12 protein-coding genes are annotated in these 12,685 nt (G+C 53.3%); 4 read left to right on the forward strand and 8 right to left on the reverse strand.

All coding sequences use genetic code 11. The features are described 5' to 3' along the window. Positions 1–53 precede the first annotated feature (53 nt). From GURA_RS04850 to GURA_RS04860, 3 genes are all read right to left on the reverse strand, one after another. Positions 54–563 (reverse strand): chemotaxis protein CheW, encoded by a 510-nt coding sequence (locus GURA_RS04850; RefSeq protein WP_011937887.1) that lies wholly within the window; start codon positions 561–563, stop codon positions 54–56. 307 nt (positions 564–870) lie between these two features. Next, a complete protein-coding gene (locus GURA_RS04855) occupies positions 871–1,071 on the reverse strand; it encodes a cold-shock protein (RefSeq protein ID WP_041245763.1) in 201 nt (66 codons plus the stop codon). Positions 1,072–1,277: 206 nt separating this feature from the next. Continuing rightward, a complete protein-coding gene (locus tag GURA_RS04860; RefSeq protein ID WP_011937889.1) occupies positions 1,278–1,907 on the reverse strand; it encodes a DUF4136 domain-containing protein in 630 nt (209 codons plus the stop codon). 403 nt (positions 1,908–2,310) lie between these two features. Between GURA_RS04860 and GURA_RS22655 the strand changes: the two genes are divergently transcribed. From GURA_RS22655 to GURA_RS04875, 3 genes are all read left to right on the forward strand, one after another. Continuing rightward, entirely contained in the window at positions 2,311–4,311 is a 2,001-nt protein-coding gene (locus tag GURA_RS22655) for a methyl-accepting chemotaxis protein (protein ID WP_011937890.1), read from the forward strand. A gap of 171 nt (positions 4,312–4,482) precedes the next feature. Further along, positions 4,483–4,833, forward strand: coding sequence for a hypothetical protein (locus GURA_RS04870; protein WP_011937891.1), 351 nt, complete (start codon positions 4,483–4,485; stop codon positions 4,831–4,833). 167 nt (positions 4,834–5,000) lie between these two features. Beyond that, positions 5,001–6,284, forward strand: coding sequence for a hypothetical protein (locus tag GURA_RS04875; RefSeq protein WP_011937892.1), 1,284 nt, complete (start codon positions 5,001–5,003; stop codon positions 6,282–6,284). A 43-nt stretch (positions 6,285–6,327) separates the two neighbouring features. On the opposite strand, the gene GURA_RS04880 is transcribed toward GURA_RS04875, so the two are convergent. Further along, entirely contained in the window at positions 6,328–6,927 is a 600-nt protein-coding gene (locus GURA_RS04880) for a chemotaxis protein CheD (protein ID WP_011937893.1), read from the reverse strand. Between the two features lie 391 nt (positions 6,928–7,318). On the opposite strand from GURA_RS04880, the gene GURA_RS25080 reads away from it, so the two are divergent. After that, the gene (locus GURA_RS25080; RefSeq protein ID WP_268741736.1) at positions 7,319–7,441 is read left to right on the forward strand and encodes a hypothetical protein; all 123 of its coding nucleotides are present in this window, start codon (positions 7,319–7,321) and stop codon (positions 7,439–7,441) included. Between the two features lie 79 nt (positions 7,442–7,520). On the opposite strand, the gene GURA_RS25085 is transcribed toward GURA_RS25080, so the two are convergent. The 4 genes from GURA_RS25085 to GURA_RS04895 form a co-directional block, all read right to left on the reverse strand. Further along, entirely contained in the window at positions 7,521–7,643 is a 123-nt protein-coding gene (locus GURA_RS25085; protein WP_268741737.1) for a hypothetical protein, read from the reverse strand. 210 nt (positions 7,644–7,853) lie between these two features. Beyond that, on the reverse strand, positions 7,854–8,483 hold the full coding sequence (locus GURA_RS24875) for a dienelactone hydrolase family protein (RefSeq protein ID WP_011937894.1): 630 nt from the start codon (positions 8,481–8,483) through the stop codon (positions 7,854–7,856). 21 nt (positions 8,484–8,504) lie between these two features. Then, positions 8,505–9,131: a phosphoribosyltransferase gene (locus GURA_RS24880; protein WP_011937895.1), complete on the reverse strand. Its 627-nt coding sequence runs from the start codon at positions 9,129–9,131 to the stop codon at positions 8,505–8,507. A gap of 458 nt (positions 9,132–9,589) precedes the next feature. Continuing rightward, positions 9,590–12,520, reverse strand: coding sequence for a PD40 domain-containing protein (locus tag GURA_RS04895; RefSeq protein WP_011937896.1), 2,931 nt, complete (start codon positions 12,518–12,520; stop codon positions 9,590–9,592). Positions 12,521–12,685: the final 165 nt, after the last annotated feature.

The following is a 12,685-nucleotide window of genomic DNA, read 5'->3' on the forward strand; positions in this document are numbered from 1 at the left end:
AGCCCCGCTGAATGAGTGAACATGCAGACGGGGCTGGTATTGTGAAGCTATTGTCAGGCAACAGCCGTCAGATTCTCATGTTCGTCATCGTCAAAGAGCAGATTCAGGTCGAGCAGGATCAGGAGCCGCTGGTTGTGGTCCAGAATGCCGACGATGCAGTCCTGAACGCCGTCCATGTGAGCGACATTGGGCGCCGGCTGGATCGAGTCGCTTTGAATCCGTATTACCTCTGCTACGGAATCTACGATAAAACCGGTCAAATTGCCACCTTTAAGTTCCATGACCAGGATGCGGGAATTCCGGTCGTTTTCGTGGCTATCCATGTTGAATCGTTTACGGAGAGAGATGACCGGGATCACTGTGCCGCGCAGATTGATGACCCCTTCGATGTAATGGGGAGCATTGGGCATTTTGGTCAGTTCTGGCATCCTGATGATCTCGCGGACGCTCAAAACTTCCACGCCGTATTCTTCCCGGTCAAGGGCGAAGGTGACCATCTGTATTATCTTGTTTTGTTTCAGTTTTTCTTCCGGGTGGGCAAATGGGACAATATCCGGCGACATAACAACCTCCCTTGAGCTTTGTTCTTTTGTTCGGCAAACCACCGGTTCTGCCGGTGTGACTTTAAAAGGCTGTGGCGTATGAGTATCTTGGCCGGTATTTCCTGAAGCCCTGATACTGAATCTGCATCCGGCGTATCTCCAAAGTTATGGGATATGATTCTAATCGGCTTGCTGAAGAATACCTTGAGCCCTTTTTATCGACTCTCAAGATCGTTATATATCTGCTGATGGAACTGATATTCCGCTCCACACACAAAAAAAGCCCCGGATTTCTCCGGAGCTTTTTTTGTCGAATCGAGCAGTGCGCTTAAACTCTGGTCACATTGGCTGCCTGTAGGCCCTTTGGCCCTTTGGTCACTTCGAAGGTTACATTGTCGCCTTCGTTCAGGGATTTAAACCCATCGCCCGTGATGGCCGAGAAATGGACAAATACGTCTTCACCATTCTCCTGCTCAAGAAATCCAAACCCCTTGCTGTCGTTGAACCATTTTACTTTGCCTTTTTCCATTACCATCATTCTCCTGATACGTTTAGTTTTATCCTGACTTAGCCAGCGATATTAAAGAACTGTAACAAGCATGTCTGCAATGTCAAGCCGAAATCGACCAATTTATAAGTTATCAAGAGATGCCGATTATTTCATCTCCATCGCCCCTTCTTCCTTTTTCATTTCCGATTGTCCTTCTTTGGATTGCAAGAAAGAAGATTGCCGGTTCAGGTCAGCCCTTCCCTGCGGAGGGCTTGAATGATGATCCGGGCAATGTCCTTGCTGACGGTAACCACCTTGCCCGGTTCCGAAGTCTCTAAAGTCCCTGCCCAGATGAGCTTGCCGCTCTCCGCATCGAACAGGTTTACCTGGATCGTGGCGACATTGTACATGACCATGGTCGGCGGTTCGTAGAAGGTCGTTGCGCCATAGTAGCCGTACATATCCCAATAGGGGAAAGCGGGTGGATACCAGTAGCCGGGATAGTTGTCGATATAGCCGGGTTGGACGTTGGTCCGCTTTTCGACCATGGTCGTTTGAATGCTGAGCACACCGTCTGCCCCGGACTCCTTCACTGCTTTTTCCAGTGTTTGCTGGCTAACCGGCTCATCCTTGGGCATCAGCAAATAGCTCGCTGCAGCTTCGATGCCGCTCTGCTTGAGTTCAGCGGCGATGACATCTTCGTAGACCTTGCGGGTATTGGAGCTTTTTACGATACTTGACACCAGCAGCTTGTGGTACTTCCGGTTGGCCAGGTCGGGGGGGTGCCAGGAATCGACGAGGGAAGTAGCTGCGCATGAGGAGAGTAAACCGGTTATGACGAACAGTCCCAGAATCTTGGCGAATACAGGGCGCATGCGGCACCTCCATTATTGGTGTAGTTTAATTATATCACAATCATTGATAGTGCAAGCTGAGCGGGCATATGTGACAACGCTTGATTGATTGCGACTATCGATCGGCTATTGCAACTTATCGCTTGTTCCGGCAATCGTTTTTCGTGATTGAAACATTTTGTGGAACTTAGAGGGCCTAAAAATATTTCTAAAGAATCTGTAACTAAATCCGAATAATGTTTGCATGAACCGTATCCTTGTCCGGTTCTTTTCTAAAATATGCGGAATCTTTTGTACCGGGGTGGCAATGGTGCCTGTCCCTGCCATGCATAATGGCAGGGACAGGCATTTTTTGTTTCACGTCAAAATCCGGCCTTGGCTGTTTAATAAATATTGAGGCATTTACAATGGTGTGGAGGAAAAAATGAAAAGTATATTTGTTCCTGCAATTGTCTTAATGAATCGATGTACATTTTTCCAGAAAATTGCCGTGGTTACGGGCATTTTTCTCTTACCGGTTATGTTGCTTGCATATTTTCTCGTAACAGATGCGCATGAATTGATCGAGTTTGCCGCCAAGGAGCGTTTAGGAGTTGAATACAGCGTTCCAGTAAGACGCCTGCTCCAGGATGCTCAGGGAATGCGTGACTCTTCTGTAATCACTGGCGATGTTTCCGCAGAGGAAGCTAAATTGGCCTCTGATTTTCAAAACATGGAAAAAGTTGAGGAGCGGCTCTCTGGCGATCTGAACACCAAGGATGCATTAACTAAGCTCAAAAACACTGCAAATTCCATTAAAAGCACGCAGGGAAAGGCATTCGGAAAAATATACGCTGCCCATACTGTTTTTATCAGCGAACTTCTGAGTATGCTGACGCTTGTTGCAGATAATTCCAATCTTACCCTTGATCCCGATATCGACAGCTATTACCTGATGGACTCCATTGCAACAAAGCTTCCCGGTCTTGCCGAGGCGGTTTCCCGGGAATCGGTCCTCGTAAGGGAAGTGCTTGCCCGCAAAGCCATGACACCGGAGGAAAAAACGGAACTGACGGTTGTCTCGGGTCAGATAACGGCTTTGTTGGATGGGCTCAGGCAAAATATGAGCAAAGCCTTTGGAGCGAATGCCGATCTTCGGCGAAAATTGGAAAAGAATTTTCAGTCTATTGAAAACGAAGTGGCCGCGTATGCTGAGACAATAAACCGCGATTTACTGGGGGGAAAAGAGAATCTGACGGATCCAGCCGGCTTTGCTGCGGCGGCAAAACGGGCAGCAGGAGCTGTTTACCAAGGCTATGACATTATTGTGCCTGAGCTGGACCATCTTCTCAACAAGCGCATAAACAAGCTGCATAGTCACACGAACCGAAAAGTGATGGTCAGCTTTATGGCTGTTTTGCTGGGAATGTATCTTTTCCTCGGATTCTATCGATCTGTTCGGGACAATATACACGAGCTGCATCTTGCGGCACAGCAAGTGGCTGAGGGCAACCTCAACATGAAGTTGGCGATACCTTCCCGGGATGAAATCGGTGCAGTTTCCAGAAGCTTCAACGCTATGGTGGGTGACCTGGGAGATATTGTGGGGAAGGTGTCGATTACGGCGACCCAGGTTGCAACTGCTGCAAGCCAGCTGACATCAACTGCGGACAAAATTGCCATGGACTCGGAAAATGTTGCAATCCAGGCTACAGCAGTTGCGACTGCAAGCGAGCAGATGTTGGAGACCAGTACAGACATTGCCAGGAGTTGCTGCGATGCTGCCGGCAATTCTCAGCATAGCAACCGGATTGCCACGTCAGGAGTGGCGGTTTTGAAGGAAACCTTGACTGTGATGGAAGGAATTGCCTCACGGGTCAAGCTCTCGGCAACTTCGATAGGGGCGCTGGAAGCCAGGTCAAACAGCATCGGCGAGATAGTCAGCACTATCGAGGATATTGCCGATCAGACCAACCTTTTGGCCTTGAACGCCGCCATTGAAGCAGCCAGAGCCGGCGAGCAGGGGAGAGGCTTCGCTGTCGTCGCAGACGAGGTCAGGGCCTTGGCGGAACGAACTACCGTAGCCACCCGGCAGATCAGTGAAATGATCGGGTCTATTCAGAAGGAAACCCGCTCTGCTGTTGAGTTTATGGACAGCGGCGTGCAAGAGGTCGGCAACGGTATGGAAAAGGCGGCAGAATCAGAAGAAGCGTTAAAACAAATCTTCGAGCAAATAGATAGCGTGTCAACCCAGATCAGTCAGATAGCAGGCGCTGCGGAAGAGCAAACCGCCACGACCAATGTGATCTCAAAAAGCATCCAGGAAATGAATGCCATTTCGTACGAAACCGCCGGCGGTGCAAAAGAAAGCGCGGCAGCAGCTTCACAATTGTCAGATTTGTCCTGCGAACTGAAAAGTCTTGTCATGCGTTTCAGGCTTGCATGATATGTGTCGGCGATATCTGATAATCTAGTTTCCATCCGGAAACTCCGGATGGAAACTAATCTAGCATTTCATCCCTGAAGCATCGTTCCGGTAATTGTCGCGTTGACATCACCATACGATGTGGTAATTTTAAATATTAGGCGTGACCAATAAATTCGGGGGTGAGAGAAAATGCGGATGCTTGCAACGGGCTTACTGTCAATGGCGGTCATGGGGCTTCTTTGTTCGTCTGTCGGTGCAGCGGGTATGGTGGAAAAAGGTAAAGCCCTCTTCAACGATCCTAAGTTTGCTGAAGGCACCTCCGGCAAATCTTGCAATTCGTGCCACCCTGACGGAAAAGGATTGGAAAAGGCCGGACTGAGAGGGCGGAAGGAGTGGAAGAATCCGGGTGGAACCTGGCTCTCCCTGCAAGACGCAAATAATGTCTGCATCATATTGGCTAACAAGGGGAAAGCAATCGATCCCAAATCAGCCGAAATGAAGGATCTGGTGGCGTACATCAAGTCACTGGCGAAAAAGTGATTGGTTTTCATCCGGAAACACCGGGTGAGGACCTATTTAGTTTCTGAAGGGAGAGCCGAACAGTCTCTCCCCTTTTTGATTGTCGATCGGAAGGTGTCTTTCGAGCTCGACACAGTTGCCCGCTCTGAAAACAGCCCATATCGTAACTGTTACAACTAGGGGGCACTTTGCCGCAACGAGTTTTCGAGACAATTAGAACAGGCCTTGAAGCCTTCTGGGGGGGCGCCACCGCCGATATTTTCAGACACGATGAAATATCCAGGGCGGATACCAAAGGCAGGCATACATTTGCGAAGAAAATCAAGACAGATGTGGGGGATTACGTATTTGTACTGAAAAGAGGCGATCTCCCATTCTCCGAAACCGAAAAAAAGTTCGGTGAGGAGTTGGCCGGAGCATTTCAGGTCCTCTTCAACGGGTTCAAAAAGGACGAATACGCAGCGCATTATCGAACAGCCCTCCTTGCCTCCCTCATGGACGTAACCATAGCTCAATACCTGCGCCATGAACATCGTCGGGCTTTCTGGTCCATCCAGAGGCTGATCCAGCTTTTGAAAAACCTCTCTTATCAACGTTACGAGGGTACTCCCGTCACAACGGGCTTCATCATATATCGGCATCAGTTGCAAAAATTTCGGGCAGCATGTAACTCTCTGGATTGCACCTGGAAAGATTTCAAGCCAAATGTGAGCATTTCCCCGGGGTTTTTCAAAAGTCCGTTGACCTATCGCCTTATCGATGGTCTGGGAACGTATTTCATGAGCAATATCAACATGCGGGTAACAGGAATGGTTAAATTCGGTAATTACGGACAACATGATGCCGTTGACCGGCTCACCAATCGCGATACCTTTTCCCTGTTGAAAAAGGCCGGCAGCGGAGCATTTGCAGTCGATATTAACATCAGTTCCGAATTGGAGATCAAGACCTGTCCCGACAAGATATTTATCTGGCGGAAAGGGAGCTGGAGTCTATTCGATCCGAATGTATTCAGAAGCTTTCTTGCAGGGCATCTGGATGCAAAAGAAGCGGAATTGTTGATACTGACTGTATATTCCCTTTCAAAGATTCGTCACGGAACCATTGTGCTCATTTGCGACACGGAGACACAGGATCTGGACAAACTCAAAAAAGGTTCTGTGGGAGGCAACGATTCCCTCAGCCGACTGCTTATCGATCAGGTGAAAGATCTGAAAATCAGCAGATTGAAGGAGTCCGGGCAGTTGATAAGGATTCTGTCTTCTGACGGTATGACCGTGTTCAACAATAACGGCGAACTGGTTGACACGGGATTTATTATCGACACATCGAAAACCCCCGATCTGGTTGCGGGGGGAGGACGGACTACTGCGGCAAGCGCTGCGTCGTTGTGCGGCAAGGTGATAAAGGTATCGGAGGACGGCCCCATAGAGCTGTACGAAAAAGGGAGAGTGATCTATACCTTTGGCTGACGGGCGGGCAGATCAAGGCCGACACGTGGCGGTAGCTTGCCTTTTACCGCCAGATATCCACCACGGGTATGGTTTTTTCCTGCACTTCGATCGCCTGCTGCCAGCAGTCACGATCCCTTTGTGCCAGCCGTGTGCTCCGGTTCCGGGCGATTTTCCGCATGTATACCGAAAAATCACCGTTAGAGAAATGGATGACCCGTCCGTGCTGTTTCCCCAGATCTTCGGCAACCAGAGGAATCCCTTCATTACTGAGAAATTCACGGATAAATCTACAGTTGACATCGCTGACGCAGACAAAATTTCCCGCCGATTCCCGGTTCATGATGATAGTTGCCCCGCCGAACACCTTTGCCTTCAGGAAACGCCGGTCGGCGCCCTTGTCCAGCATCTCGTTGATGAGTAATTCCATGGCATGAATGCCGTAGCGACCGGCCTCAGAGGCGTAAATCGGCAAGTCCCTGGAGTAGCGACGGTTGCTGAGCAGGAAATGGTTCATGCCGATGATCTTGTTGGTCTGGTCATAGAGGCATGCTGCGATGCAGGAGCCGAGCAGGGTGGAAATGACGGTTGCATCTGTGGCGGCATGATATTCGCCGGGACTGAGTATTACGCGCTTGAATCTGCCGATGGTCTCGATTCTCATGGTATGTCCGTGTAGTAATTCCAATTCCAAATCAAGGCGCTATCTTCGTTGGCTCGTCTTCGGCTCCTCAACGTACTATCTGTACGCCTTCGTCGCCTCACTCTTCGCCGCCTTGATTTCATCCTTGATTTGGAAATTGGAATAAGAGATTCCCGCCGGCCCGAGTCCTGTAACGGTTGCAGCTAGAAGTTCATTGACCCATTTTGTTAAAGTAACATGCTTTAACCCTTGTCTCAAAATACTATTTGCTCGGACAGGTCAGGAACTTGGGTGGAGCGGGTTGATTTTGGGGTTTTATTGGGTGTTGTTAATATATCGGTTGTGCATTTATCAGGCGAAGCGATAGTGTGGGAGACAGGATGGACTGGAAGCAGGCAGAGTGTGATTCAGCATGGGGGATTTGCTGGCCGACGGCTTGGGCGCCGCTACCGGGGCTATTGCCGCCGAGTTGATAAACGGTCAGTTGTGGGTGTCGGCATCCGGCAGGCAGATACGCTTGATAGGGCGATGGTGATGCGGGTATAGGTCTGTTGCCGATTCAACCTTGATAGCTGATTTGGATAAATCCAACGGCATAACGCAAAACCTGGCACTCAGTTATATTTGCGCCATTGCTTTTCACGCTCCTTATAGATCCTCCAGTAACGATCATTGTTGACGATTATAAGAGCCACTATAGCGACGACCCACATGATCACGATTCCGATAAGTCCCATGGCAACCTCCCTTAGACCAGGTTGTTCCAGCGTGCTGCACCAATGCTTTTCAATTATATCAGCAGCAGTGTCGAAAACCACGGTTGCATGAAATTTTTTAAATAAATGGAGCGCAAGCGTCTGGACGGGCCGGCAATGAAACAGGGGGCAGGTTCCTCATCCGAAAGGAGCCTGCCCCTGTCATGCCGGTTTAAAAAGGTGGGGCATAGACTAGCCCAGATGGCGGCTGAACCAGTTTTGCGCCAGTTTCGCCGCCTGTTCCAGGGTGCCGGGCTCCTCAAAAAGGTGTGTTGCGCCGGGAACCACGGCCAGTTCCTTTTCTCCGGCCAGCTTGGCGAACGCCTGCCGGTTCAGCTGCAGCACCTCCACATCGAGCTCTCCGACAATGAGCAGGGTCGGTGCAAGGACCTTCGGCAGGTACGGCATCGCCAGGTCCGGCCGTCCCCCGCGTGAAACCACCGCACTGATGGCGCTCCCCAACTGGGCCGCTCCCTGGAGAGCTGCCGCAGCGCCGGTACTGGCGCCGAAATAACCGAGCGCCATGCCCTTCAGCTCCGGGCGTGCAGCAAGCCACTGGGTGGCCCCCGCCAGCCGCCGGGCCAACAGGCCGATATCAAAGCGCTGTTCGTAAATGCGGTCCTCCTCGCTGGTGAGCAGGTCGAAGAGAAGTGTGCCGATCCCCGCCCCCTGCAAGAGCCGGGCAACGTAAGTGTTTCTGGGACTCAAGCGGCTTGAACCGCTGCCGTGGGCAAAGATCACCACCCCTTTTGCCTGTTCCGGCAGTCCCAACACTCCCTCAAGGGTAACCGCTTCGATCTCGATCCTTACCGGTTTTTCCATGACGTCACCTTTCCTGTCAGTTCATTTGAGCATTGCCACTACGTCCTCATCTTCCACCTGGGTAAAGTCGTAGTAATAATTGCCGACCGCCATAAATCCAGCCGGTGTCTGCAGGCAGACCCACTCATCCACCGTAGGCGCTATCTCCCCTTCCGCTTCCTGCGAGGCAACCGGCAGGGCGACCACAAGTTTTGCAATCTTCTCCTGCTTCAAGGTGGAGATGGCCGCCTTGGCGGTCGCGCCGGTGGCGACCCCGTCGTCCACCAGGATAACAGTCTTGCCGGCCAGATGAGGAACTCCTTTTCCCCCGCGGTAGAGGGTTATTCGCCGGGCAATCTCCTCCTTCTGCCGGGCGGTTTCACGGTCGAGATAGGCTTTGCTCACCCCGTATGCGGCCACAATATCCTCATTGAGCACCACGGTGCCGGTCTCGGAAACGGCTCCGGCGGCCAGTTCCGGATTGCCGGGAAAGCCGATTTTCCTGACGATGAGGATGTCGAGCGGGCAATTTAGTGCCCTGGCAATTTCGTAGGCGACCGTCACCCCGCCCCGCGGCAGCCCCAGAACGATCAGGTCCGCCTTGTCCCGGTAATGGGCCAGTTTCTCTGCCAGTTGTTTCCCGGCGTCCTTTCTATCCTTGAAGATCATGGTCGCTCCTTTCCGGGTGCTGCATGAAAGTATTATAATTATATCCGATCCGCGCGCATTTTCTGCAATAGATTTTTTTCGGTTCGTTCGTAACGAGGTTGAATCTTTGCAAACCCTATTGAATCAAACCCTGATCCATAACGCAAAGACGCAGAGCCGCAGAGAAAAAAGCTCTAAAAAACGAGCCATTGATCTTCTTTGCGGCTCTGCGCCTCTGTGTAAATTTATGTTTTCCGCACTATCGAATACAGTTGCAGGTTTTCATCCGGAGTTTTTAAACGGTCGACAGGCTCCCTGGAGCCTGTCGGACTTAGGGGATCGTAACGAGAGAATGGCAAATCGAGGACAGATTTTCGGAAATTTGAGAGCGAATAGTGGACCTATTTGTCGAAAATTTCCGGTAATATGGACCGATTTTCCGTTCTCGCAGTAGATTCATTCCTAAGTCCGACAGGCTCCTAAAGATTGGCGTAGATTGTGAAGTAAATCCGGTCCTCTCCCCCCTGGTTAAATCCGTGGGCATAGCCGACCGCCGGGGTGATCTTCAGCCAGTAACCGAGGGTCATGTCGAAGCGTCCCTCCACTCCTGCCCCTACCTTGAGCCGGTCCAGCTTGAACGAACGCTGGTCGTCCCAGACTTCCCCCACATCGGTAAAGACGGCTCCGTGCAGCCTGTCGAAAAAGAACGGCTTGGTACCGAAACCACGCAGCAGATACCAGAGCGGAGCCCGGTACTCGACGGTGCCGGTGGCGACATACTTGCCGGTCTCGAAGCGGGCCGGGTAACCGCGCAGGGGGAACTGGACGAGGTTGCCCGGCTCGCCTCCCAGCTGGAAAGCCTGCTGCACGGTGCGTTCGCCGGTGGCCACGCCGCCGTTCAGGCTGTAGGTGAGCACATGATGCCGCAGAGGCTGTGAGGGGAGATGGAGGTACTCGGTGTAGGCGGCCAGGTACTCCTCCCCGTCCAGGTCTGAGCCCCGCTGCCGGGAGTAGTTCCGGTAGGTGAAGGAGATGGTGCGCCCTTCCTCGTGGCTGATTGAGTAAGGGTATTTCAGGTTGTCGGCGAACTCGATGCCGGCGAAGATGTTGTCGCGGCGACCCTGGAAGACCGGCAGACCGTTGAAACGGTCGTTCTGCAGCCTGCTTAAGGCCGACTGGTCCTGGAGGTGGTAGCCGAAGAAGAGGCGGTAGGATGATTCGAGGAAATTGAGCGGCACGCTCGTTTCGAGGATCAGGCTCCGGTTCTGCTCGTAATAGTCACCCCGCTGCAGCAGGTCGGAATAAAAGACCGGCTGGGCGTAGCTCTGAAGGAGAAACGACGGGTAGAGGTAATCGTTCCGGTAGGCGAGGTTGTAATAGACCTTGTGATGCCCGGTGCCGTAGGTTAATTCTGCGAGATAGCTGTTGTAGCCGAGCACGTCCTGGCCAGCGGTAAAAGCACCGAAAGCGTTATGGTCCTGGTCCTCGCTGTAGATCCGCGGCAGCCAGAAACGTGGGTAAAGAGTCTCCCAGGGAGAGTAAGGGGCCGGTTTGCCGATGGCCGGATTGTCGCCGGGCAGGCTACGTTCTGCTGCTGCCGGCCCGGCATCCTGCCAGTATGGGGTGATGGACGGTCCCCGCTGTAATGTCCAGCTGTTCCGGTCGAGGGTGAGGGACGCGATGTTGAACCCCCTCGCGGTATAACTGCTGAAGACCAGGGTGTCGTCGTCCGGGGCTGCGTCGGGCTGCATGGCTCCGCCGAGAAGGTGGCTGACCTGGTAACTTTTCTCCTCCTTCAGGTCGTAGGCAAACAGGTTGTAGACCCCGGTTTCGTCGGACACGTAGTAGATGATCCTCCCGTCCCGGGACCAGCTGGGGTAGGCGGCGTTGTAGCTGACCGTCAAGAGCGGTCTGTCCTGGCCGCTCTTGACATCATAGAGGCGGAGTGAGGTCTTGCCCCGGTTGTCGGTCACCGCATAGGCGATGGTCCTGGAATCGGGGGCCCATCGGGGGGTGGCAACCCTTTCCTGCCGGTAAGCGGTAACCAGGCGTGGCTTCAGGTTGTTGCGGCCGTCGAGTGTCTCACGGGCATCCAGCAGGGCCAGGTTCTGACTTCCCCGGTCGTTTACCGCCAGCGCAAAGTATTTTCCGTCGGGGGAGATCTCCGGGTCCTTGATGCGCAGGCCGCTGGTCAGCCGCTGCACCCGGTCGCGGCGGAGGTCGTAGGCGTAGAGGTCCTGGTAAATGTCGAAGCCCCGCACCACCTCGGCTTGGGCAAAGTAGAGCCGGTTGCCGTCGGGGGACCAGGAGAGTCCCTGGTCCGAGAACTGGCGGCGGAATTCCGCCTGGATGGTTGCCCCGTCCCGGCTGGTGATGACGGTCTTGCTGTGGCCGTGGGGGTCGTTGACGTTGAAGGCGAGCCTGCCTCCGTCCGGGGAAAAGCGCGGATTGGTGAGGTTCTCGCCGACGGTGCTTAAGACCTTAAGCGGGGTGAACGGGGCTTTTTCCAGTGTGGCGATGCGGCTCTGCTCTTCCTTTTTCAGGTCGTCAAGCATGTCCCGGTAGAGTTCGGCGTAATCCTTGCCGTTACAGAATTCTTCCGGAGGCGTGCCGATGGCGTAGGGAACCCGGCCGGCCTGGGCCAGGCTCAGCTTTCCCAGGGTTTCCTTGCCGTACTTGTCGGCGATGAACTTGGACAGGCGCAGGCCGAAGATGTAAGGGAGATGGCCGTTGGGCCAGTAGGGAACCTCGCCGTTCACCTTGTCGATGGAGGGGAGGCTGTTCGCGGCCACTGCCGAGCGGAGGATCATCTCGTAGGTGGCGCTCCGGCCGCGTCCCACGCCGGTGAACTCGGTCTCGCTCCAGGTCGCCATCCCCTCGTGCCACCAATGGGGCATGAACACATTTGGGGGGGCGGTGAAAATGAAAATGGCGAGGCTGATAATGTCACCTGGAATAATGGGCTTGCCGAAGATGGAGCGGGTGATGCGGGAATAGCCCCGGGCCGTATCAGAGGTGACGATGTGGGCGTATTCGTGGAAGATGATCTCCTTCAGCCAGTCATCGTATTCCCCCAGCGTCGAATCGATGGAGGGGGGGACCACCTGGATGAAGACGGTATTATAGGGGAGTGGGGTGGCGAAGCCGTTGGTAAAGTCGGTATTGTCGATGAGCACCAGCTGGGTCTTTTCCCGCGGTTTCCAGTCGAACTGGGCGGTCAGCTTGCCGTGGGCGTCCTCGGCAAGCACAGCGGCCCGTTGGGCAATCTCTTCCAGTCCCTGGTGAAAATGGATGGAAAAGTGGTCGGTTTCAATGGTCGAAAAGGAGAACGAGGTGTCCAGTCTTGCGGCGGCTGCAGGGGAGACAAATGCGGCAAGGAGGATGACGAGAAGCAGGAGGATTTTATTCATGGTCTACCTTCCGGTGCTGGAGTAAGTCAGGCTGGGCGGATTGTAACCCGACATCCCCGGATAGTAAACATGAATAATGAGACGTTTCTCTTCTGCTTGGCGGCGGGGAGGGGCAACACATAGTTGTGGCTCCCCGCCGGTGCCAAGGCCCGCCATAAAAGGAGA

Origin of the sequence: Geotalea uraniireducens Rf4 (genome assembly GCF_000016745.1) — a bacterium.
Lineage (GTDB): Bacteria > Desulfobacterota > Desulfuromonadia > Geobacterales > Geobacteraceae > Geotalea > Geotalea uraniireducens.